Genomic DNA, 23,429 nt, shown 5'->3' with positions numbered 1-23,429 from the left:
CGTCGGCGGACGCGGCCCGTCCGACAGCCGGGAGGCAGCCGAAAGAAACGGGCGAAAAAGCGAAACGCAGACACCGGCCACCCGGATGATCGCGGCCGGCACCCGGTACTGGCATCATCTGCCGCTATGACCGCAGAAGCGCCGCCCCAAGCGGGGGCCGCCGCCTTGTCCACGCCGCGGGAGCGCCTCGGCTGGTACTTCTACGACTGGGCCAACTCGGCGTTCTCCACGACCGTCGTCACCGCCTTCCTCGGGCCGTACCTGACGGCGATCGCCAAGGCGGGCGCCGACCCGGCCGGCAACGTGCACCTGCTCGGCCTGACCTTCAAGGCCGGGTCGCTGTTCCCGTACGCCACCTCGCTGTCGGTGGCGTTGCAGGTGCTCGTGCTGCCGGTGGCGGGCGCGATGGCCGACCGGTCGAGCCGCAAACGCCGCCTGCTGGGCCTGTTCGCGTACATCGGCGCGTTCGCCACCATCGGGCTGGTGTTCCTCACCGGCGAGCGGTACGCCCTCGGCGCGGCCCTGTTCCTCCTCGCCAACGTCGCGTTCGGCGCGAGCGTCGTGGTCAACAACTCGTTCCTGCCGCAGCTCGCCGACGAGAACGACCGCGACGCGGTGTCCAGCCGCGGCTGGGCGTTCGGCTACCTCGGCGGCGGACTGCTGTTCCTGCTCAACGTCGTCGCCGTCGTCGTGTTCGGCACCGACGACCACGCCAAGGCCGAAGTCGCCCGCTGGTCGCTGGTCTCCGCCGGAGTGTGGTGGGCCGTGTTCACCACACTGCCGCTGCTGTGGCTGCGCGACCGGCCCGCGTCCGGCGGCGAGCGCCGCGGCAACGTCCTCGCCGACGGCTTCCGCCAGCTGTGGCACACCCTGCGCAGCCTCAAGGCGTACCCGCTGACGTTGTTCTTCCTCATCGCGTTCCTCGTCTACAACGACGGCATCCAGACCGTCATCGGCCTCGCCGGCACCTACGCCTCCGAGGAACTCGGCTTCGACATCACCGTCACCATGCCCGTCATCCTCATGGTGCAGTTCATGGCGTTCGGCGGCGCGCTGCTGCTCGGCTGGCTCGCCAAGAAGGTCGGCGCGTGGAAGACCGTCCTCGGCAGCCTCGCCGTCTGGTCGGTCATCGTCATCGCCGCGTACTTCCTCCCCGAAGGCCAAGTGCTGCCGTTCGTCGCGCTCGCCGCCGCGATCGGCCTGGTCCTCGGCGGCAGCCAGGCCCTGTCCCGGTCGCTGTTCTCCCAGCTCATCCCCAAGGGCCGCGAAGGCGAATACTTCGGCCTCTACGAGATCTCCGACAAGGGCACCAGCTGGCTCGGTCCACTGCTGTTCGGTTTCGCCTTCGACCAGACCGGCAGCTACCGGTTCGCGATCGTCTCACTCATCGCCTTCTTCATCTTCGGCTTCGCCGCTCTGCTCGCCGTGCCCATGCGGCGCGCGATCGCCGCCGCCGGCAACACGCCGCCCAAGCTTCTCTAACATCATGTGGTACGCCGTGTGCACCCCGGGTGGCGTGCACACGGCGGCCAGGGTTTACTAGGCTGCCGCCCGTGGATCACACCGGACACGGGGCGTCCTGCCATGCGGCGGGCGACGGCCGACTACGCGACGGGGCCTCGCTGAAGTTCTTCTGGGGCCCCATGGACTGCGGAAAGTCCACACTGGCCCTGCAGATGGACTACAACCACTCCCGGCAGGGCCGCCGCGGCATCGTCCTGACCCGCAACGACCGGTCGATGAGCCCCCGCGTCACCACCCGCATCGGGCTGTCCCACGACGCCGTCGAGGTGACCGACGACCTCGACCTCGTCCTGCTCGTCCGGCAACGCTGGGCCGCCGGAGCCGCCGTCGACTACCTCATCTGCGACGAGGCCTGCTTCTACACCGAGCAGCAGATCGAGCAGCTCGCCGACCTCGTCGACACCTACGACGTCGACGTGTACGCCTTCGGCCTGGCCACCGACTTCCGCTCGCAACTGTTCCCGGCCGCCCGGCGGCTGTTCGAGCTCGCCGACAGCGTCCACCGCCTCCAAGTCGAAGTCCTCTGCTGGTGCGGCCGGCCCGGCCTGCTCAACGCCCGGGTCGTCAGCGGCGCGGTGGCCCGCGAAGGCGAACAGGTCGTCATCGGCGACACCGGCACAACCGAAGCCGATGTGCGGTACCAAGTCCTGTGCCGCCGCCATTACCGCACCGGTGAACTGGGCACCACGGACACCGCTCTGGCGCACGACGGCTCGGCTGAGTAGCGTCACCCTATGGGACGAGTAAGCAGCGGTACCTTCGACGAAGCCATATCGGCCTGGCGGCAATGGCAGGACGCTCCCTGGGGAAGACTGCGGTACGCCATCGCCGCGAACAACCTCGGCCGCCACCTCGACGAAGCCCTCCCCGGCGGCGCACCCGGGCACGTCCTCGACGTCGCCGGCGGCAACGGAGTCGAAGCCGTCCGCCTCGCCACCGCCGGTCACAAAGTGACGCTCGTCGACTACTCCGCGCAGATGCTCGCCGCCGCCGCCGAGATCGCCCGCAAAGCCGGCGTCGCCGACCGCATGACCATCGTCGAATCCGACGTCGCCCGGCTGCCCGAACTGCTCGCCGGCCTCGAACACGACCTCGTGCTCTGCCACAACCTGCTGCCCTACGTCACCGACGTCGAAGCCACCCTGCGTACCTGCCTCGACGTGCTACGCCCCGGCGGCGTCCTGTCGGTCATCGCCAACAACGCCCACAGCGAACCCCTCCGCGTCGCCGTCCGCGAACAAGACCCGTCCGCCGCCCTCGAAGCCCTCAACTCCCCGGTACGCATGACCCGCACCTTCGGGGCCCCCATGACCCCCCGCACCGCCGACGAAGTCATCGCCGTCCTGTCCAAACTCGGCGCCCGCGTCGACGGCCACTACGGCATCCGCAGCGTCTGCGACTACATGGCCGACGACGAACGCAAATACGACGCGAGCTTCTACGCCGAACTCGAACGCCTCGAGATCGCCCTCGCCGACCGGCTGCCCTACAAACTCACCGCACGCCTGTTCCACGTCGTCGCCGTGAAACCCGTCGCCTGAGCAGACCGGGGCGCGTACCGTCACCGGGATGCGCCCCGGACTCGGCGAACTGCTGCACTTCTCCGAAGACCCGACGCTCACCGTCTTCCACCCGCACGTCGCCCCCACCGCCCACGAGACCACCGCATACGTGTGGGCCGTCGACGCCCACCACAGCCCGTCCTACTGGTTCCCCCGCCAATGCCCCCGCGCCATGGCCTGGACCACCCCCGAAACCGACCCCGCCGACGCCGTACGCCTCCTCGGCCCCGCCACCACCCGAGTCCACGTCATCGAATACGACTGGCTCCCCCCGCTCCAAACCACCACCCTGTACGCCTACCGCTTGCCGGCCGCACCGTTCCACCCCCTCGACGACGGCCACGCACACGTGGCGACCACCACCGTCGAACCCCTCGGACCCGCCGAACCCGTCGGCGACCTCCTCACCGCCCACCGCGACGCCGCCATCGACCTCCGCCTGACCACCGACCTGTGGCCCTGGTGGGACCAGGTGACCGCCAGCACCCTCGGCTTCAGCGGCATCCGGCTGCGCAACGCCCGCCCGCGCCCCTGAGACTTCCCTGAAAACCGCGTGCCCCACCGGCAAAACTTGCGCCCACCAGCCATCATGGGCAGATGGTCTTCAAGAAACTCCTGGGCAGCCTCGGCATCGGCGGACCCACCGTCGACACCGTGCTGTCCACCCCCACCGCCACCCCGGGCGGCCCCCTCCAGGGCCAGATCCACCTCAAAGGCGGCGGCTCCGACACCGAGATCGAAGGCATCACCCTCATCCTCGTCGCCCAGTCCGGCGGCGCGACCTTCGAAGTCGCCCGAATCATCGCCGCCGGGCGCTTCACCCTGCCCGCCGGAGCCACCCACGCGATCCCGCTCAACACGCAGACCCCGTGGGAAACCCCGATCACGACCATCTACGGCCAGCCCCTGCCCGGCATCACCCTCGGCGTACACACCCAGGTCGACGTCCGCAGCGGCTCCGGCAAGACCGACCTCGACCCGCTCACCATCGCGCCGCTGCCGGTCCACAACCACCTGCTCGACGCCCTCGGCAACCTCGGCTGCCGGTTCATCCGCGCCGACCTGCGCCCCGGCCAGCAAGTCGGCCTCCCCGCCCCGGTCGTCCAGCGCGTAGCCTTCTACGCCCCGGCCGACGCCCGCCAGCCCGGCGCGCACCTGCCCCAGCTCAGCCTGAACTTCGTCGCCAACGCGCACGCCCTCGACATCGCGATCGAAGCCGGCTGGGGCAGCCCCGCCACCCACCACACCCTCGCCCACACCGACGCGAGCGGCGACATCACCGAGATCATCGGCGGCTGGGTCCGCGAAGCCCTCGCCCGCCTGCCCCAGCAGGCCGCCCCGCAAGGCGCGTTCATGCAGCCCGCTCAACCCGGCTACCAGCAACCCGGCTACCGGCCGGGCGGCCCCGGATACGCCGGAGCCGGCCAAGGCAACCCGGGTTACCGGGGCGGCGGCTACGACCGAGGCTATGACCGCGGCTACGACGGCGGCTACCGACGCGGCCCCGGCATGGGCGGCATGCTCGCCGCCGGCGCGGGCGGAGCGGCCCTCGGCTTCCTCGGCGGCATGGTCATCGGCGACATGCTGACTCCCGACGTCGACGTCACCGAGAACGTCACCCAGAACTACTACGACTCCGGCGACCCGGGAGCCGACGCCGGAGCCGACAGCGGCTACACCGACACGGGCTACGACTCCGGGTACGCAGACGCCGGCTACGACGGTGGCGGCTACGACTCCGGCGGATTCGACGGCGGAGACTTCGGAGGCGGCGACTTCGGCGGGGACTTCTGACCCCACCGACGACCCACCCTGGTCACCCGGCAGAGCGCGGAGCTAGGCTGACGGCCATGTTCAAGGCCGTCGTCTGCTTCGCGCTCTTCTTCATCGCCGTGGGAGCAGCCGGCATGTACTTCGCCGAACTACGCCGCAAGAGCGGCAACGGCCCCCGCCGCTGATCACCCCACCGGCGGCGCAACCGGACGATTCGCGGCATACCACTCGGCCAGGTCGGCGAACAACCGCCGATGCTCCTCCGCCGACCCGATCGCCGCCCGCCGCTCCGGATGGCGTACGTAGAACTCGATCGCGTCCGCCAAGAACCGGCCATCCACATCCAGCTCCTGCAGCGGCAGCTCATCGATGAACGGCACAAGTCCCCGCCGCCGCGCACCACCCGGCACGACCGCCAGATGCAGCCACCGCGCCAGATAATGGTTCACGACAACCCCGCGCCCCTGCCCCACCGCCTCCCACGGGATCACCACCCGGCCCGTCGGCGCCCACCGGACAACACCCTCCGGCCTCAAGGCCACCGACCGCCGCCGCGACGCCAACACCACCAGAAGCACCAAACACACGGCGAGGAAGCCCAGAAAGACGACATCCTCGAGGTAGAGCCGATCCGCCCAAGCACCGCCACGCCGCGGCCGCAGAATCCGTCCCACCTGCGCGGACGCGAAAACCACCCACCCCGTCGCCAGCGCCGGCACCCACCACCGCGCCGGAGCGACGAACTCCCGTCCCGACACCACGAATGACGCCGGACGGTGGCCACCGCCGAACATTCCCACGAGCGAAACGACCAACAGGCCGAGCGCGGCCGGCATAACCAGGGCGACCGCGGCAAACGGCAACGACAGCACCACCGCCATCGTGGCAAACAGCGCCGCCACGGGCGCCAGGCGCCACAACCACCGCAACCCCGCCCGACGGGGCTCCCCCGGCGTACGCATCGACATGGCCGACACAGTAAGGCCCCCAAGCCAGTGCCACTCATCACACGAACTGGCCCGGCCCAACCCCGAACGGCCACAATCCGCACCCGTGGACCTCGCCGGACTCCCCGTACTCATGATCGCCGCAGCCACCGGCGGAGCCGTCGACGCCATCGTCGGCGGAGGCGGCCTCATCGTCCTCCCCGCCATGCTGCTCTCCTCCGGCCTGCCCCTGCCCACCATCCTCGGCACCAACAAACTCACCGCGATCGCCGGCACCTCCTCCGCCGCCTACACGTACGCCCGCCACACCACCATCGACTGGAAAGTCGCCGGACCCGCCGCCGCCTTCGCCGTACTCAGCTCCGGCCTCGGCGCCCTGCTCGCCGGCAGCGTCCCCGCCACCGCGTACCGGCCCGTCATCCTCGCCGTCCTCGTCGCGGTAGCCCTCTTCGTCACCTTCCGCCCCAGCCTCGGACTCGCCGCCGACCCCGCCAAACGCACCCCCGCACGCATCGCCACGATGATCGCCCTCGGCGGAGGAGCCATCGCCTTCTACGACGGCGCGATCGGGCCCGGCACCGGCACCTTCCTCGTCCTCGCCTTCACCAGCGTCATCGGAGCCGACTTCGTCCACGGCAGCGCCATGGCGAAGATCCTCAACACCGGCACCAACCTCGGCGCGCTCGCCGTCTTCGGAGTATTCGGCCACGTCGACTGGCTTCTCGGCGCGATTCTCGCCGTATGCAACATCGCCGGAGCCCAGCTCGGCGCACGGCTGGCCCTCAAGCGCGGCGCGAAGTTCATCCGCATCGTGCTGCTCGTCGTCGTCCTCGCCCTCGTCGCGCGACTCGGCTGGGACCAGTTCCACTGACCCTCCCCTGCGCCACGGCGATCGAACGCCATGCGCAGTTGATCAGGCCTTCGCGGGAACGATCAGGCTCCCCCGGCCACGACACACCGGCTGATCACGCCCGATAGTTCATGATCGCGCGGAAAGGGCGGGCTGGGCGGGGTTGGTAGTCGGTGCGCCGAAGGCGCTCCTTCTGTAAAAGGCGCCGAAGGCGCCGTAAAACGTAACCCGTGGGACAGTCACACCGCGTACGGCATCCTAGGACTCTAGGTGTATGACAATGTGATCGTGACTGACTCCGAGGGCGAACCGGATGCCGAGCAGACCCGCCGAGCGCTACAGGCCAGCCGGCCCGATCTGGTGGACCGGTTCGACGAGGAGCTGCCGAAGGCCCGAGCGGCCGTCTTACGTCGACTGTGGACGGCCGTCCGGCGGGAGCCGATTCCCGGTGTGGCACATGTGCGGACGGTCGGCAGCGACGCGCTGGTGACGCTGTCCGACGGGCGGATGGCGATCGGCCCCGCCCTCGACCAGTACGCCGAAGCCACCGAAGACCTCCGCATCCGCGTGCAGGTGAACGGGACGACGGAGGCGTACACCGATCCGGCCGAGCTGCTCGACGCGGTGAACCCGGCGACCGAAGGCCTCCAGCGGGAGCTGAGCAACAGCGTCGCGAACCTGGCCCTGGCGAGAGCGGCGAGCGCCGAGGTGGACCTGACGGAGCTGCAAGGCGACCCGAACGGTCTAGTCGCGATGGAGCAGTCGGTCGTCGACGGGCACCCGCTGCATCCGTGCTGCCGCACCCGGATGGGGCTGTCGACCGCCGACGTCCTCGCGTACGCCCCGGAGCACCGGCGGCAGGTGGAGTTGGAGGTCTGGTCGGTGCCGCCGAGCCGATGGTTCACCACGGGAGCGGGCGCGCCCCCGCGATTGGTGCTCCATCCGTGGCAAGCGGCGCACTACGGCGACGACCTTCGACGGATCGGGGGGAAGCCGGTCGACCGGGTGACCGCCCGGCCGCTGATGTCCCTGCGTACGCTCGCCACAGCGAAGGACCCGACGCGGCACTACAAGACGGCCCTCGGTGTGCAGATGACCAGCGCCGTACGCCAGGTCTCCCCCGCCGCCGTCCACAACGGACCCCGGGTGAGCGACCTGTTGAGCCGGTTGGCGGCCGATCTGCCGATCCGCATCCTGCCCGAGGTGGCGGCCGGTGCGGTGCTGGTCGACGGCGTACCGCATCCCATGCTCGCGTACGCCGTCCGGCGCGCGCCGACCCCGCAGGCCGGTGACGTCTGGACGCCGCTGGCCTCCGTCCCGCAGCCGGCCGTGCTCGACCAGATCCTGCGGATCGGCTACGGCGGTCATCCGGTGGCGTTCTGGCGGGATCTGACGACGACCCTCGTCCCGCCGATCCTGACGCTGCTGGCCCGGGGCGCGGGGTTGGAGGCGCACGGGCAGAATCTACTGCTCCGGCTCGCGTACGGCAGGCCCGCCGAGGCGGGCTACCGGGACGTCGGCGGCATCCACCTGCATCCGGATCGGCTGCGTCAGGCCGGGGTGGACCTGCCCGACGTGCGGGGCAGCCTGCTCACCGACGATCTCGGCGAACTGCAGGCGAAGCCGTTCGCGACCCTGTTCGCCGTCGTGCTCACGCAGATCGCGTACACCCTCGAGCACCGGCACGGCGCGGATCCCCGGACGCTCTGGCGGCTGACCGCCGACCTCACCGAGCAGGCGCCCGATCCGCGCGATCGGCTGGCGCTCGCGGGAACCACGCTGCCGATCAAGGCGACTACTGCCATGCGGCTGGCCGCCGATCCGGTCGCCGACATCTGGGCGACCACTGCCAATCCGCTGGCGGGAGTGTGATGACGGACTTCGAGGACCGGGCGGCCGCGGCCGTCGAGGGCAAGCTCGTCGCCGCGCTCCGGCGGGAGGGTCTGCAGCCCGAGCAGGTGACCGCGCCGCTGCGGGCCGAGCTCGACGACGCCGTGGGCAAGCTGGCGCTCGCGTACCGCCGCCGGGCCGAGGCCGACGACCAGGCCCGCGCGTCGGGCGCTCCGGACCTGCTCACGCTGGTCGAGAAGCAGGCTTCCGACGATCAAGTGGTACGCCTGGAGCAGCTGGCCACGGAGGGTCACAATCTGCACCCGTGCGGGCGGACCCGGCTGGGCTGGACGCGTACCGACGCCGAGGCGCACGACCTGGAAAGCCCGGGCACCACCGTTCGCTTCGTCGGCGTACCAGTTGATGCTCATGTCGGAGACGATCTGGGTGAGCGGCTCGGGGTGGCCGCACCGCGCGGTCATCGGGCCCAGCCGGTGCACGAGTGGCAGCTGGGCGTCGTACGCGAGCGATACCCGCAGCTGCCGGTGCTCGACGCGAGCCTGCCCGCGAGCGTGACCGCCGCAGTCCGGACACTGTGGACGCCGGTCGGCTACCTGAAGGTGTCGCTGGACGTGCAGATCACCTCGACCCGCCGGACGATCTCGATCGCCAGTACGCGCAACGGCCCCGCGCTGTCGGCGGTGCTGCCACCGCTGCTGGCCGAGTGCGACGACCGGGCGGTGTTGCTGCGCGAGCCGGCCGGGGCGGCGTCGACGCTGGGCTCGGGCCGCGACCTGTCGGCGATCCTGCGCGAGCCGTTGCCGCCCATGGCGTCCGGCGAACATCCGGTGCCCGCGATCGCGTTGGCCGCGCTCGACCCGATCACCGGCGAGTCGATCGCGAAGTTGCTGCTCGCGCGCTCGGGACTGACCGCGACGGCCTTCGCCGAGCAGTACGCCCGCCGGCTGCTGACCCCGGTGCTGGGGATGGTCACCCGGTTCGGCGTCGGCCTGGAGGCGCATCTGCAGAACTGCCTCGTGACGTTCGTCGACGGGCGGCCGTCCCGGTTGGTCCTGCGCGACCTGGCCGGGCTGCGGCTCCACCGTGGGCGGCTCGCGAAGGCCGGGGTAGCCGTCGAGCTCTGGCCAGGCTCGGTGGTCGGCACCGACGACGACACCGTGCTGCTCGCGAAGGTGGCGTACACGGCGTTCCAGGCGCACTTGTCCGAGGTGGTGCACGCCCTCGGCGATCCACCCGGGGCGTGGACGGCCATCCGCCGCGTGGTCGACGAAATCTACGACGACCTCAGCTCCACGCGGCCGGACCCGGCCAAGGCCGACCACGCGTTCCTGACCGCGCCGACCGTGCCGCACAAGGCGCTGGTTCGGATGCGGCTCGACCCGGCGCGCGGCGACATCTACGTCCCGATGGAGAATCCGCTGCATGAGCCTGCCTGACAGCGTGGTTTCGGCGCTCGCCGCGGCGGCGCGACCCGTGTGTGCGTACGTCTACGACACCGGCGTCGCCCGGGAACGGGTCGCCGCGGTACGCGCTGCGCTGCCGCCGGGAGCGACGCTGTACTACGCGATGAAGGCGAACGGGCATCCCGCGGTAGCCGGTGCCTTCGCGGCCGCCGCCGACGGCTTGGAAGTCGCTTCCGGCGGCGAACTTCAGCTGGCTCTGTCCGCGTCGGCTCGCCGGCTCGCGTTCGGCGGACCGGCCAAGACCCCGGCCGAACTGGCGGCCGCCGTCGACGCCGCCCGGACGACCGAGCTGACGCTGCACGTGGAAAGCGCGCTGGAATTGCGACGGCTGGCCGCCCTCGGCCCACTCCCCCCGGCGATGCGCGTCGCGCTCCGAGTCAACCGGGCAATCGCCGGACCGGCCGGTTCCCATGCCATGACCGGTACGCCGACTCCGTTCGGCATCGACGAGACGCAGCTGGCGTCGGTGGCCGCGTTGGCCGCTTCCCTGGGCGTACCGGTGTGCGGATTTCACCTGCACGCCGTCAGCAACTCCCTCGACGCCGCCGCGTACGCCGAGTTCACCACCGACGCGGTCGCCTGGTCCCGGCGTACGGCGGCCGAACTGGGCATCGAGCTCCGCTATGTGAACGTCGGCGGCGGCTTCGGCATCTCCTACGACGATCCGGATCGTGCCTTCGATCTCGCGGCCCTGGACTGGACGGCGCTGGATCTGCCGGACGGCGTCGAACTCGCCTTCGAACCCGGCCGCTTCCTCGCCGCCCCCTCCGGCTGGTACGCCACCGAGGTGCTCGACCTCAAGCAGACCCACGGGCGGTGGTTCGCAGTGCTCCGCGGCGGCACCCATCACTTCCGGCTCCCCGCCGCGTGGGGCTACAGCCACCCGTTCACCGTCGTACGCGTCGACGACTGGCCGCATCCGTGGGAGCGCCCCGAGATCGGCGGGGTCGCCGTCGACGCCGTCGGGGAGCTGTGCACGCCCCGGGACGTGCTCGCCCGCGGCGTACGCGTCGACCGGCTGCGCGTCGGTGACCTGCTCGTCTTCGCGAACACCGGGGCGTACGGGTGGGACATCTCCCATCACGAGTTCCTCCGCCATCCGCATCCGGATGTGATCGTGCTCTGACAGCGGGTGACCGGTGATCACAAGATGGTCTCCCAGCACAGCGCAACCCTCTGGTAACCCCCTAGACTGTGCCGGGTCTCACCCCAGTCCCACCCCGGAGACCCGCTTAAACCCCGCTTGAGCCCCGCCACCCCCTCGGAGGCACCCGACATGCCGAACGGTCGCTCCGCCGCCGTCCGGTCGCACCGCCGCAGCACTCCTCGCCGCAGCGGCCGCACCGCGCTGTTCATCCTCGTGCCCGTCCTGGTGGCGGTCGCCGCCGGAGGAGGCGTGTACGGCTACCAGAACTTCCTGGCCGACCGCTGCTCCGGCGATGTGACCGCGACCATCGTCGCGGCGCCGTCGACCGCGCCGCTGCTTGAGGAGCTCGGCAAGACCTGGGCCGCCACCAGCCCAAACGTGGACGGCCACTGCGGCAAGGTGACCGTGACCCCGGCCGACTCGAACAAGGTCGCCAATGCCCTGTCCGGCGTGTGGCCGAGCGAGCTGGGCCAGCAGCCCGACGTCTGGGTGCCCGAGTCGAGCGCGTGGTTCCGCAGCGCCCAGACCGGCGACGCCGAAGCCATCCTGCCCGACCTGCAGCCGAGCGTCGCCCGGTCGCCGGTCGTGCTCGCGATGCCGAAGGCGATGGCCCAGGCGCTCGGCTGGCCCTCGGGCAAGGTCGACTGGTCCTCCGTCCTCGACCAGGCGGCCGTGAAGGGCTGGAACGCCTACGGCAAGAGCTGGGGCGAGTTCAAGCTCGGGATGACCGACCCCGGCCAGTCGACGCCGGGTCTGCTCGCCCTCTCGGCGATCATCGACCGCGACGACGACCAGGACGTCTCCGACACCGAGCGGCAGGGCCTGCTCAAGCTGAAGACGGTGCTCGAGGTCAAGGCCGACGACACCGGCGCGATCATGGACGAGTTCGACTCCAAGGGCGGCCAGGGCGGCGAAGGCGGGCTGACCTACGTCTCGGCCTTCCCGGCGCTGGAGCAGGAGGTGCTGGCCCATAACAAGGCCCACCCCAACTCGCCGCTCGTCGCGATCTACCCGAAGAGCAACATCGAGGCGGACAACCCCTACCTCGTGCTCGACAACGCCGACTGGGTGCAGAAGCCGAAGCAGGCGGTCGCCCGGGCCTTCCTCCGCTACGTCCGCACCGACGGCCGGGCGGTCTTCCAGAACGCCGGTTACCGGGACGCCAACCGTAAGCCGGGCGCGGACTTCACGCAGGACAACGGCGTGATCTCGACGCTGACCGCGCTGCCCCGCGGCGTACTGCTGACCGACGCGGTCAACGACACCATCAACACCTGGACGGCGCTGACCCGGCTCACCAACGCCTTGTTCGTCCTCGACGTCTCCGGCTCGATGGGCGCGGAGGTGCCGGGCCTCGGCAAGTCCAAACTCGACCTGACCAAGGAGGCGGCCAAGCAGGCGCTATCGGTCTTCCAGGGCAAGGGCAACGCCGGCCTGTGGTCGTTCTCGTCGAACAAGTCGGGGAGCAAGTCCTACGTCGAGAACGTGCCGCTCGGCCCGCTCAGCGACGAGATGGACGGCGGCACCCGGGAATCGAAGCTGAAGTCGGCCATCGGCGAGCTGAAGGCCGGCGGCAACACCGGCATGTACGAGGCCGTGCTGGCCGCCTACACGGCGGTGCAGGCGAAGTACGTGCCCGACGCCGCCAACATGGTGGTGCTGCTGACCGACGGGGCCAACGACGACCAGGAGAAGAACCTCAAACTGGCGCAGCTGCTCGACAAGCTGAAGAAGGGCGACCCGAAGCGGCCGGTCACCATCGTGACGATCGCGCTCGGGCAGGACGCCAACGGCAAGGTCCTCTCGCAGATCTCGTCGGCCTCCACCCCGAACGCCCCCGCGCCGCTGGTCTCGCGAGGCTCCTACGACATCACGCCCGTCATGCAGAAGGCCATCTTCGGCGTCCGTTAGCCTCCCGTTGATCATGAACCTAAGGTCCCACCCGACCGGCGTGTCGCGCCCCGAGGTTCATGATCAACGGGCGGGCTGAGCGCCGAGCAGAGCCTTGATGGGCGCGGCCTTGGCGGCGGCTTCGGCGACTTCGGCGGCCGGATCGCTGCCCCACGTGATCCCGCCGCCGGCCCACAGGTGAAGCTGCGCCGGCGTGGCAGCCACCGTACGGATGGTCAGCCCCAGATCGAGTCCGTCCCGGCCCACCCAGCCGAGCGCGCCCATGCTCGCGCCGCGGCCGACCGGTTCGAGCCGGGCGATCTGGGCCAGCGCAGCGAGCTTCGGCGCACCGGTGACCGACCCGCCGGGGCATACCGCCCGGAGCAGTTCGGCCAGGCCGACGCCGGGACGCAGCCGTGCCGTCACCGTCGACTCCGCCTGCCACAGGTCGCCCCAATGCTTCAGGGCGAACAACTCCTCGACGCGTACGCTGCCGATCTGGGCCACCTGCGCTAGGTCGTTGCGCTCCAGATCCACGATCATGACGTGCTCGGCGCGTTCCTTGGCCGAGGCGAGCAGCATCGCCCGGCCTTCCTCGGTCGCCTTCGCGGTCCCCTTGATCGGGCGTGTCTGCGCAATTCCGGCGCGTACGCGGACCAGCGTCTCCGGCGACGCGCAGGCGATCGCCCACCCGTCGCCGCTGATGAGCCCGGCGTAGTGCGCCCCCCGCAGCCCGGCGAGCCGCTCCAGCGCGGGCAGCGGATCGCCTGCGTACGCCGCCGCAGCGTGCCCGACGACGTTGACCTGATACACGTCGCCGGCGGCGATGGCGTCCCGGACGGCGGCGACCGCCTCGGCGTGATCAGACTCCGACCAACTGGGTATCCAGGGTCCGAGGGAGAACTCTGCCGCCGAATCTAAGCCAAGATCACTACTCTGGGTTATGGAATATTCCGAATGCGCGTACACGATGGCGACTATTTCGGGCACTTCGGGGATCGGCGTCGGCCGTCCGGGGGACACGCCGACGAGGGTCGCGCCGGCCGCCGCCGAGACGTAGAGGGCGGCTCCGCAGATGTCGCCGGGGCCGTGCGGGAGATCGACACCCGACCCTGCCGCCGCAAGGTCGGCCACCGGCAATCCGCGCTCAGACAGGAAGGATTCCACGAGGTCAGCGGCGGTCTTACCGGCTGGAAGCGGGTCGCCGGGACGCCATTCGAGCCGGGCCACCGGCCGTGCGTGAGCCCGGCAGTGAGCCGGTACGACCGGCGCGCCGGTCGCAGGTGTCAGCCCCCGCATGGATACCGAATGTACGACGGACTCTTGTAGCAATGGCCTCACTTGGATCATCCAAAGGGTTGATTACTGGGTGTGAGGGGCGTTACTTGCTCGAAATAGCATCGTTCGGCGTAGTAGCGTGCGTGACTGTTCATGTGACCAACTCCACAGGGGCGTGTGATTCGTCACTACAGTGGCGAGGCATCACCCCTCAACCACAGCGGAGACCACCCCATGTGCCAGCACCAACCGCCCTGCCCGAGCGCCGACGCCGTCGACCGTGACGCGGCCCGGGTCGTCGCCAGCTTTCCGGAGCAGGGCTGGAGCCTCCTCTGCAACGGCGTCATCATCTTCGAGGACACCGGCGAGCTGCTCCCGGACGGGAGAATGATCGCACCGCAGCGAGGCCCCGCAGTGCACGCGCTCGCGTGACCTGCACCACCGCTCACTCCCCCGGCTGACAACGACCGTCGGCCGCCGAACAGCACAAGTCCCGGAAGGACGCACAAGGCCCACCGGGACGGCACCAAAGACGCAGCCAAGCACCGAAGACCAGTGGCCCGGCCGAGCGAACGGCCGGGCCTCGCGACGTTCTGAGCCCGATCAGGACCGACGTCCAGGGCCGATCAGGCGAACGCCTCCGGCGGCGGGCACGAGCAGACCAGGTTCCGGTCGCCGTACGCACCGTCGATCCGGCGCACCGGCGCCCAGTACTTGCCCACCGGGTCCATGCCACCGGGGTAGGCAGCCATCGACCGCGGGTAGGCGTGCGCCCACTCGTCACCGCTCACCATCGCCGCCGTATGCGGGGCGTTGACCAAGGGGTTGTCGTCCTTCGGCCAGACACCCTCGGCGACCGCGTCGATCTCGCGCCGGATGGCGATCATCGCCTCCACGAACCGGTCCAGCTCGCCCAGGTCCTCGCTCTCGGTCGGCTCGACCATCAGCGTCCCCGCCACGGGGAAGGACATCGTCGGCGCGTGGAAGCCGTAATCGATCAGCCGCTTGGCGACGTCGTCGACGGAGACGCCGGTCGCCTTGGACAGCGGCCGCAGGTCGAGGATGCACTCGTGGGCCACGAGACCCTTGTTGCCCGCGTAAAGCACCGGGTAGTGGTCGCGCAGCTTGGCCGCGACGTAGTTCGCCGCCAGCACCGCGTGGGCGGTCGCCGACGCCAGCCCGTCCGGGCCCATCATCCGCACGTACGCCCACGGAATCGGCAGGATGCCGGCCGAACCATGCGGGGCCGCCGAAATCGCCGCGACGGACCGCTCACCGCGCCCGGGGAGGAACTCGGCGAGGTGCGCCCGCACCGCGACCGGCCCGACGCCGGGCCCGCCACCGCCGTGCGGGATGCAGAAGGTCTTGTGCAGGTTCAGGTGCGACACGTCCGCCCCGAACTTGCCCGGCTTGGCGAATCCGACGAGCGCGTTGAGGTTCGCGCCGTCGACGTACACCTGACCGCCCGCCTCGTGCACCTTCGCGCACAGCTCGGCGATGCCCGTCTCGTACACGCCGTGGGTGGACGGGTAGGTGACCATGATGGCGGCCAGCCGCTCGGCGTGCTCGGCGAGCTTGCGATCGAGATCGACCAGGTCCACGTTGCCGTTCTCGTCGCACGCGACCACGACGACGCGCATCCCGGCCATCACGGCGCTCGCCGCGTTCGTGCCGTGCGCGCTCGACGGGATCAGGCAGACGTCGCGGTCGTCGTCGCCCCGCGACCGGTGGTACGCCCGGATCGCCAGCAGACCGGCGAGCTCACCCTGCGACCCCGCGTTCGGCTGGACGCTCACCGCGTCGTACCCGGTCAGCTCGGCGAGCCAGCTCTCCAGCGACTCGATCAGCTCGGCGTAACCCGCAGTCTGGGCGGCCGGCGCGAACGGGTGGACGTTCGCGAACTCCGGCCACGTCACGGCCTCCATCTCGGTGGTGGCGTTGAGCTTCATCGTGCACGAGCCGAGCGGGATCATGCCCCGGTCGAGCGCGTAGTCCAGATCGGCGAGCCGGCGCAGGTAGCGCAGCATCGCCGTCTCGGAGTGGTGCGTACGGAAGACCGGGTGGGTCAGGAAGTCACTGGTGCGCTCGAACGCGACCGCGGAGGCGTCCACTTCGGAGACACCCGCGACGCCGAACGCGGCCCACACGGCGGCGATGTCGGCCGCGGTGGTGGTCTCGTCGCAGGCGATGGCGATCCGGTCGGAGTCGAACGCCCACAGGTTCACGCCCTGCTCGGCGGCGGCCGCGACGACCTCGGCGGCTCGGCCCGGCACGACTGCGGTCACCGTGTCGAAGAACTGCTCCGTGGCGAGCTGCACGCCGCCGTCGCGCAGTCCGGCCGCCAGCAGGGTCGCGCTGTCGTGCGCGTGCTGGGCGATCGCCCGCAACCCGTTCGGGCCGTGGTAGACGGCGTACATGCTCGCCATGACGGCGAGCAGGACCTGCGCGGTGCAGATGTTGCTGGTCGCCTTCTCCCGGCGGATGTGCTGCTCGCGGGTCTGCAACGCCAGCCGGTAGGCCCGGTTGCCGTCCGCGTCGCGCGAGACGCCGACAAGCCGCCCGGGCAGCGACCGCTCCAGGCCCGCGCGCACCGCCAGATATCCGGCGTGCGGTCCTCCGAATCCCATGGGTACGCCGAACCGCTGCGCGGTGCCGCAAGCGATGTCGGCCCCGATCGCCCCCGGTTCGCGCAACAGGACGAGGGCCAGCAGATCGGCCGCGACGGTGACGAGCGCGCCCTGGGCGTGGGCGGCTTCGATCAGGGCGGCGTGATCCCGCACGGCTCCCGAGGCTCCCGGATACTGCAGGTGCAGACCGAAGTACTCGAAGTCGAGCTCCTGCTCGAGGTCGACGACGCGCACCTCGATGCCGAGCGGCTCGGCCCGCGTACGGATGACGTCGACGCTCTGCGGAAGGCTGTCGGCGTCCACGGCGTACACGTTGGACTTGGACTTGGACGAGCGGCGCGCGAGCGTCATCGCCTCGGCGGCCGCCGTGGCCTCGTCGAGCATCGACGCGTTCGCGGTCGCGAGCCCGGTGAGGTCGGTGACCACGGTCTGGAAGTTGAGCAGGGCCTCGAGCCGCCCCTGGCTGATCTCCGGCTGATACGGCGTGTACGCGGTGTACCACGCCGGGTTCTCCAGGACATTGCGCTTGATGACGCCGGGGGTGTGCGTGCCGTAGTAGCCGAGCCCGATCATCGAGGTCAGAACCTGGTTGCGGGACGCGAGCTCACGCAGCTCGCCGAGCACCTCGGCCTCGGTGGCGGCGGCTGGGAGGTCCAGCTGCTCGTGCCAGCGGATGGCTTCCGGAATGGCCGCGTCCATCAGCTCGTCGAGGCTGCTGTAGCCGACCGACTCCAACATGCGGCGAGCGTCGTCCGAGGTGGGGCCGATATGCCGCGCGGAGAACGAGAATGGGCTCGTCATGGGTTTCTGCTGCTCCAAGGGAGGCGGGGACGATGTCGTCCTCCCCCGCTGTCGCCACCCTGCGCTCCAGCGTCGCCGACCCGCGCGGTCCGGGTGCCTGAGAGGTTCCGGGGAGGAATTGCCCCTTCGGCGCCGTTCTGCCCGGTCTGTGCCGGGGTACGCGGACTCTCCCGCGCGGGCGTACCAGCTACCCGCCACGGTACCAGTGCCCCGATGACGGTGCTGTTACGCATGTCTCCCGGCGAGCCGGTGGTCAGGCGGCCGGTGCCGTCGGCACGAGCAGGCCGCGACCGGCCAGGAAAGCCGCGATCTCAGCGTCCTGGTCGGGGGTGAGCGCCGCCCGGCGGATCCAGGCCAGCGCATCGTCGTCCCTCATGAGCCCGTAGTAGCCCGGCGGCATTACGACCCGAATGATCGCCGGCCATTGGTAGGCATGTTCACCGAGCGCCGTCGTGATTCGAATCTCCTGGTCCGTCAGGGCGAAGGCGCGGAACTGCTCGCTCGCCCGGCGTTTCGCGATGACGCGCGTGGCACCCTCGAGTCGGAAGACGCCCGGCACCCGAACGGCAAGGAGGACCACCGGCGCGATGACCAGCCAGGCCCAGCCAAGCCCGGCCATGTCGCGCCAGGCGGCCACCCCGCCGACGACCAAGCCGATCATTGCGCCCAGGACCACGCTCGACACCAGGCGGTTCCACACCGGTTGCAGCTCCCGGCGGACCAGCCGTAGTTCCTCGACCGGGTCAGACTGCGTCATGAACTCGACATGCACCGGCGAACCTTAAACCCGAAGGCGTTCTCTTCGCTGGCCCGGGCGGCCCGCGGGGCCGAGGTCTAGGGTGAAGATCGTGACTTACCCAGCCGGCTATTCCGCCGCTTCCGACCGTTACGACACCATGACCTACCGCCGGTCCGGGCGCAGTGGCCTCCGGTTGCCCGCGATCTCGCTCGGCCTCTGGCACAACTTCGGCGCCCAGCGGTCCTACGAGGTCGAGCGGGACATCGTCCTGCGCGCCTTCGACCTGGGCGTCACGCACTTCGACTTGGCGAACAACTACGGTCCGCCGCCCGGGACCGCCGAGGAGACGTTCGGGCGGCTGCTGGCGAGCGATCTGGCGGCGTACCGGGACGAGTTGATCATCTCCACGAAGGCCGGTTATCTGATGTGGCCCGGGCCGTACGGCGAATGGGGGTCGCGCAAGTATCTGACCGCCTCACTCGACCAGTCGCTGCGCCGCATGGGACTCGATTACGTCGACATCTTCTACAGCCACCGGTTCGACCCGGACACGCCGCTGGAGGAGACGATGACGGCGCTGGACGCGGCCGTCCGCGCGGGCAAGGCCCTGTACGCCGGGATCTCGTCGTACACGTCGGAGCAGACCGCTCAGGCCGCCGCGATCCTCCGCGACCTCGGTACGCCGCTCCTGATCCACCAGCCGTCCTACTCGATGATCAACCGCTGGATCGAAGACGACGGGCTCCTGGACACCTTGGAGCAGGTGGGCGCGGGCTGCATCGCGTTCTCCCCACTGGCGCAGGGTCTGCTGACCGACCGGTACCTGAACGGCGTACCGGCGGACTCGCGGGTGGCGACCAGTGTCTTCCTCAACGAGAGCGACCTGACGCCGGAGCGGCTCGCACAGGTCAGCGCGCTCAACGAGCTGGCCCGGCAGCGGGGCCAGTCGCTGGCTCAGCTCGCCCTGGCCTGGGCGCTGCGCGACCCCCGGATGACGAGCCTGATCATCGGGGCGTCCAGCGTCGCCCAGCTCGAGGCGAACATCGCCGCGCTCGACAACCTGGAGTTCACCGACGCCGAACTCGCGGAGATCGACAAACTACTCTGAGTTCGCGGCTTTCCTCGCTGGATCAGGGTTCGCGGTCGAATTTGCCTCAAGATTCGACCCGGAACCCTGATCCAGCGTCCAGCGCGGGCCCGAGCAGCGGGCTCGGGTCAGCGGGAGGCGGCGACGGCCCGCTCCACCCCGGTCTCGTGCGGGCCGAGGTAGACCGGGTCCCGCCGGCTCACCACGTCCAGCACCGCCTTGACGTATGCACCCTGCTCCCGCACGGTCGCCCGATCCCATTGCAGCCGCCACTGCCGGGCGCTGTCGTCGCCGACGCCGACGGCGTCCATGCCGGCCTCCCGGCACAGGGTGACCGCCCGCTGGATGTGGAAGCTCTGGGTCACCACGATCGCGGCGTCGACGCCGAAGACGCGTACGGCCCGCTGGCACGAGTCGTAGGTATCGAAGCCCGCGTAGTCGGCCACGACCTTGTCCGCGGGGACTCCGTTCGCCAGGAGCCACTGCTGCATGTGGCCCGGCTCGTCGTACCGCCATTCGCCGTGGTCACCGGAGACCAGGATGGCCGCCACCTTGCCGGCGTCGTAGAGGCGTTTGGCTTCCGCGAGCCGGGCGACGAGGAAGCCCGACGGACTCCCGTCCGGATCGACCTGGGCGCCCAGCACCAACGCCACCGGCCGGGCCGGGACGTCGCTTTCGGCGTACACGTGACCGCGGCTGGCCCCGCGAATCCAGAGCTGGCTGGCCGCCACCGTCACGACACCGGCCACGCCGGCGATCAGCAGAGTGCGGCGTACCAACCGCCAAGGGATCTTCACACCCTTCAGGATGGCGTACGCCCGCCAGATGGTTGCCGGGTCGGCAATGACTCAGGCGACGAAGTTGTTCTGCAGGAACACGATGATCATGACACCTTGCAGGCCGACAGCACCCATGGTGAAGAACCGGTCGAAGGTGGAATTGCGGCCCATCCTCGCCAGCACGAGGAACGCGGCCGTGCACTCCAAGCTGTAGCGCCAGAGCGAACTCAGCGGGTAGTGCGAGTGGATCGGGCTGATCAGCGGCAGCATCAGGGTGATCGCCGCGAAGATCACCAGGTAGCGGTCGCCGGGCCCGAGTTTCCAGGGTCCGATGAGTGCCAAAGTCAGCAGCGCGATCATCAGCAACGCGGTCCCCAAGTTGGCCACATTGCGGAAGTTGTCCCCGGAGAACATCGGCGTCCAGTCGTGGATCATCTTCGCGACCTGGCCGATCGTGGTCCACGGAGCCTGGTAGCCGTCGTGGAACCAGGCCTTCTGCGAATCCAGGAAGTGCGTGGCGCTGCCGAAGCTGCGATACAGGTAGAACATGTACGCCGCCAGCCCGGCCGGGACGAGCAGGATCGACAACACGTCCGCCCGGACACGGCGTACCGACCAACCGCATTGCCGCAGGTATTCGTAGACGAAGGCAGCACCCAGCAGCACACCGACCATCCGGGTCGCACCGGCGAGCCCGGCGAGCGCGCCGGCGATCCACCAGTGGCCCCGGCGCATGCAGTAGAGCGAGCCGATCGCGAGCGCGATGAACATCGACTCGTTGTACGCGGCCACGAGGTAGAACCCGGTCGGGAAGGCGAGCAGGTAGAAGGCCGCCCGCCGGGCGTGCTGCTCGTCCAGCGCGTCGGCGGTCAGCCGATGCATCAGGACGAGCGCGGCCAGGCAGCACACCATCGACACAGCCAGCCCGGCGCCGAACGAGCCGCCCGGCAGGACCGCGTTCGCCGCGCGTACGGCGAGCGGATAGAGCGGCCAGAAGGCGGTCGCCCGGGTGTCCCAGTGGTACCCGGTGTCCGCGATGATCAAGTACCAGGTGGTGTCCCACCGGTTCCAGGCGTCCAGCGCCGACGACACGGTGTCTGGCGGGTCGCCGGCCTTCGCCGCCACCCCCTCGAACGGCACCCACGCCGCGAAGGTGGCCAAGGCGTACAGCGCCAGACCGGACAACCAGGTCCAGAAGCCCACGATGAACGACTGCCGCCAGCGCTCCCGCGCGGACGGCTCGCCCAGCGGCGGAGCGGCATGCTCGCCGTCGGCGGTGCCGGAGGGCGCGGCGTCCTCGGTGACCTGGGCCGGGATCGCCGAACGGACGGCGGGCGAAGCGCCCTCCAGCGCCAGCGTTTCGTCGGGCATGCGGAGACGATAATGCATGCCCGACGATTACCGGCCTAAGGTCAACGTTCCGTTCACGGCGGTCAGCGCGGGCACCCATGCATGCCCGACGATTAACCGCCTAAGGTCAACGTTCCGTTCACGGCGGTCACCGTACGGTCGTAGTGCTGGCCTGGGCCGGCGACCGTGCAGTGCTGGGTGGTCGTCGCGGTGGCGTGCCGCTCCTCCCGCGGTACGCCGAGCGTCCAGCTCGCCGTCCCGGAGTACGCGTTCTCCAGCTGCGTCGGCGTGCCGTCGGACAGGAGCGTGGCCGCGTCGGTCAGGGAGATCGTGGTGGTGAGCCGGTTCGCGTCGTCCACCGTGATCGCGCCGTCGACGGCGTACCGGCGGTCGGCGAGGCGCACGTCGTGCGTACGCGGCCCGACGACCGTCACGACCTCCCGGTCGGTCCACTCGGCCGTCAACGCGTCCGGGTTCTCCTCCGGACCCCAGCGGTGTGTCGAGGTGTTCGACACGTCGCGGGCGACCGTCGTCGTGACCTTCCCGTGCGAGGTGTTCACGTAGCCGCTGACGGTCAACCGGTGCGCTCCGTTCGTCGTCACCGAATCCGACTCGCTGCCGTCGGCGTACACGCTGGTGTTGGTGAGCGGCGACGCGACGGACCGCGTGAGCGACCCGGTGACCTGCGCCGATCCGTGGTCACGCCACCCGAGGAGGGTGACCGGGACGTCCCAGCCGGACTGCCCGGCCGGCACCCCGGTGACGGTGACCGACACGGTGTGCTCGCGCCCGTCGGTGAGCAGGCCCGCGAACGGGCTGAGGTCGTAGCGGATCGGCTGGATGTCGAAGGCGCGCGGCGCGGGCACGACGTACCAGAGGAACGGGTTGGACCAGCCGCCGGTGTAAATGTGCGGGTAGGGCGCGGCGATGCCCGCCAGGACGCCGTCGACGCTGATCTGGACCTCGCGATACGGGCCGTGGTCGGCCGGGCAGGAGTAGCCCGACTCGGGCGGCGCGGTGAGGTACCAGAACTCTTCGCAGCCGCCACCGGAACCGGTCGCGTAGACCTCGGCGACCAGACGCTCGGTGTTCGGCGCGACGGTCAGCCCGCCGACCCGTGCGGTCCCGTCAGCATGCACGTTCGCCAGCCCGAACACGTCGTCCGCGCCGTCGCTCGGCGCTGGATGCCGCGCGTCGGCGGTGTAGAACGTCAGGTACGCCTGGACGTGCAGCACCCCGGTGTAGGTGTCGTTGACGACGTTGCCGATGAGCGACTCGACCGGTTGCGCCCGCCCGAACAGCGACGCGTACCCCGTGACGTCCTTCTCGACGTGCCAGGCGATCCCGGCCGGCGACGGTTCCGGAGTGGACGTCTTGAAGACGGTGACCCCGCCGATGTTCAGGTACCCGAGCCGGTCGAACTGCCGGCCGGCGACCTGCCCGTCCAAGCTGAGCACTACCTTCGCCCACGGGCCGGCGCAGTCAGCGGGCGGCGCGAAGTTCCCCTCGTACGGCGTGAAGTCCTGGAAGTGCGCGTCGATGATCTGTACGCGGCACGACTTCGTCGGCGGCGTGGCGATCGGCGGGTCGGCGGTGAGCGGATCGTGCCAGTCGGTGCCGAACTCGGCCGGCGGTGTGTCCGCGGCGGCCGGCATCGGCGCGAGCACCAGGCCCACCACGAGGCCCGCGGTCAGCAGGCGTCGAAGTCGGAGCATGGGAACCTCCCCAGTTTCGATAGATGGCTCTATCTCACTGGAGAGT

Annotated in this window: 19 protein-coding genes and 1 riboswitch; of the genes, 12 read left to right on the top strand and 7 right to left on the bottom strand. The window is 70.2% G+C overall.

Annotated features, from left to right (window positions below; genetic code table 11):
- Window positions 1-108 precede the first annotated feature (108 nt).
- The 5 genes from HOV77_RS18680 to HOV77_RS18660 all read left to right on the top strand — a co-directional run bounded on the left by HOV77_RS18680 (window position 109) and on the right by HOV77_RS18660 (window position 4,880).
- Window positions 109-1,482 carry an MFS transporter gene (locus HOV77_RS18680; RefSeq protein ID WP_290863758.1) on the top strand — a complete coding sequence of 458 codons (1,374 nt, stop codon included), beginning with the start codon at window positions 109-111 and terminating at the stop codon, window positions 1,480-1,482.
- A gap of 140 nt (window positions 1,483-1,622) precedes the next feature.
- A complete protein-coding gene (locus tag HOV77_RS18675; RefSeq protein WP_290863757.1) occupies window positions 1,623-2,249 on the top strand; it encodes a thymidine kinase in 627 nt (208 codons plus the stop codon).
- A 9-nt stretch (window positions 2,250-2,258) separates the two neighbouring features.
- Window positions 2,259-3,065: a methyltransferase domain-containing protein gene (locus HOV77_RS18670; protein ID WP_290863693.1), complete on the top strand. Its 807-nt coding sequence runs from the start codon at window positions 2,259-2,261 to the stop codon at window positions 3,063-3,065.
- A 28-nt stretch (window positions 3,066-3,093) separates the two neighbouring features.
- Complete coding sequence (locus tag HOV77_RS18665) at window positions 3,094-3,621, top strand: DUF6886 family protein (RefSeq protein WP_290863692.1); 528 nt, start codon at window positions 3,094-3,096, stop codon at window positions 3,619-3,621.
- A gap of 62 nt (window positions 3,622-3,683) precedes the next feature.
- Window positions 3,684-4,880, top strand: coding sequence for a sporulation protein (locus HOV77_RS18660; RefSeq protein WP_290863691.1), 1,197 nt, complete (start codon window positions 3,684-3,686; stop codon window positions 4,878-4,880).
- Between the two features lie 164 nt (window positions 4,881-5,044).
- Here the strand turns inward: HOV77_RS18660 and HOV77_RS18655 are convergent, their stop codons facing one another.
- Entirely contained in the window at window positions 5,045-5,827 is a 783-nt protein-coding gene (locus tag HOV77_RS18655) for a hypothetical protein (protein ID WP_290863690.1), read from the bottom strand.
- Between the two features lie 112 nt (window positions 5,828-5,939).
- On the opposite strand from HOV77_RS18655, the gene HOV77_RS18650 reads away from it, so the two are divergent.
- The 5 genes from HOV77_RS18650 (at window position 5,940) to HOV77_RS18630 (ending at window position 13,028) form a co-directional block, all read left to right on the top strand.
- Window positions 5,940-6,677, top strand: a complete 738-nt coding sequence (locus HOV77_RS18650) for a TSUP family transporter (protein WP_290863756.1) — start codon at window positions 5,940-5,942, stop codon at window positions 6,675-6,677.
- 267 nt (window positions 6,678-6,944) lie between these two features.
- Window positions 6,945-8,528, top strand: coding sequence for an IucA/IucC family protein (locus HOV77_RS18645; protein WP_290863689.1), 1,584 nt, complete (start codon window positions 6,945-6,947; stop codon window positions 8,526-8,528).
- Window positions 8,528-9,943 carry an IucA/IucC family protein gene (locus HOV77_RS18640; protein WP_290863688.1) on the top strand — a complete coding sequence of 472 codons (1,416 nt, stop codon included), beginning with the start codon at window positions 8,528-8,530 and terminating at the stop codon, window positions 9,941-9,943. The genes HOV77_RS18645 and HOV77_RS18640 overlap by 1 nt, the downstream gene beginning before the upstream one ends.
- Window positions 9,930-11,096 (top strand): type III PLP-dependent enzyme, encoded by a 1,167-nt coding sequence (locus HOV77_RS18635; RefSeq protein ID WP_290863687.1) that lies wholly within the window; start codon window positions 9,930-9,932, stop codon window positions 11,094-11,096. The genes HOV77_RS18640 and HOV77_RS18635 overlap by 14 nt, the downstream gene beginning before the upstream one ends.
- 150 nt (window positions 11,097-11,246) lie before the next feature.
- Window positions 11,247-13,028 (top strand): substrate-binding and VWA domain-containing protein, encoded by a 1,782-nt coding sequence (locus HOV77_RS18630; RefSeq protein WP_290863686.1) that lies wholly within the window; start codon window positions 11,247-11,249, stop codon window positions 13,026-13,028.
- A 63-nt stretch (window positions 13,029-13,091) separates the two neighbouring features.
- Here the strand turns inward: HOV77_RS18630 and HOV77_RS18625 are convergent, their stop codons facing one another.
- Entirely contained in the window at window positions 13,092-14,306 is a 1,215-nt protein-coding gene (locus tag HOV77_RS18625) for a chorismate-binding protein (protein WP_290863685.1), read from the bottom strand.
- 213 nt (window positions 14,307-14,519) lie between these two features.
- Here HOV77_RS18625 and HOV77_RS18620 point away from each other — a divergent pair, with 213 nt between their 5' ends.
- Complete coding sequence (locus tag HOV77_RS18620) at window positions 14,520-14,717, top strand: DUF5999 family protein (protein WP_290863684.1); 198 nt, start codon at window positions 14,520-14,522, stop codon at window positions 14,715-14,717.
- A 194-nt stretch (window positions 14,718-14,911) separates the two neighbouring features.
- Here HOV77_RS18620 and gcvP read toward each other — a convergent pair whose 3' ends face one another.
- Together gcvP and HOV77_RS18610 are read right to left on the bottom strand one after the other, a co-directional pair.
- Entirely contained in the window at window positions 14,912-17,713 is a 2,802-nt protein-coding gene (gene gcvP, locus HOV77_RS18615; protein WP_290863683.1) for an aminomethyl-transferring glycine dehydrogenase, read from the bottom strand.
- 75 nt (window positions 17,714-17,788) lie between these two features.
- Window positions 17,789-17,896, bottom strand: a riboswitch (glycine riboswitch).
- Window positions 17,897-17,966: 70 nt separating this feature from the next.
- The gene (locus HOV77_RS18610; protein WP_290863682.1) at window positions 17,967-18,485 is read right to left on the bottom strand and encodes a YcxB family protein; all 519 of its coding nucleotides are present in this window, start codon (window positions 18,483-18,485) and stop codon (window positions 17,967-17,969) included.
- A gap of 76 nt (window positions 18,486-18,561) precedes the next feature.
- On the opposite strand from HOV77_RS18610, the gene mgrA reads away from it, so the two are divergent.
- Complete coding sequence (gene mgrA / locus HOV77_RS18605; protein ID WP_290863681.1) at window positions 18,562-19,560, top strand: L-glyceraldehyde 3-phosphate reductase; 999 nt, start codon at window positions 18,562-18,564, stop codon at window positions 19,558-19,560.
- Window positions 19,561-19,667: 107 nt separating this feature from the next.
- Here the strand turns inward: mgrA and HOV77_RS18600 are convergent, their stop codons facing one another.
- The 3 genes from HOV77_RS18600 to HOV77_RS18590 all read right to left on the bottom strand — a co-directional run bounded on the left by HOV77_RS18600 (window position 19,668) and on the right by HOV77_RS18590 (window position 23,383).
- Window positions 19,668-20,330 carry an ElyC/SanA/YdcF family protein gene (locus HOV77_RS18600; protein WP_290863755.1) on the bottom strand — a complete coding sequence of 221 codons (663 nt, stop codon included), beginning with the start codon at window positions 20,328-20,330 and terminating at the stop codon, window positions 19,668-19,670.
- 57 nt (window positions 20,331-20,387) lie between these two features.
- Window positions 20,388-21,689 carry a mannosyltransferase family protein gene (locus tag HOV77_RS18595; protein ID WP_290863680.1) on the bottom strand — a complete coding sequence of 434 codons (1,302 nt, stop codon included), beginning with the start codon at window positions 21,687-21,689 and terminating at the stop codon, window positions 20,388-20,390.
- A gap of 92 nt (window positions 21,690-21,781) precedes the next feature.
- A complete protein-coding gene (locus tag HOV77_RS18590; RefSeq protein WP_290863679.1) occupies window positions 21,782-23,383 on the bottom strand; it encodes a peptide-N4-asparagine amidase in 1,602 nt (533 codons plus the stop codon).
- Window positions 23,384-23,429: the final 46 nt, after the last annotated feature.

Origin of the sequence: Hamadaea sp. (assembly GCF_013362815.1) — a bacterium.
GTDB lineage: Bacteria > Actinomycetota > Actinomycetes > Mycobacteriales > Micromonosporaceae > Hamadaea.
This window is presented reverse-complemented; position numbering and strand designations above follow the sequence as displayed.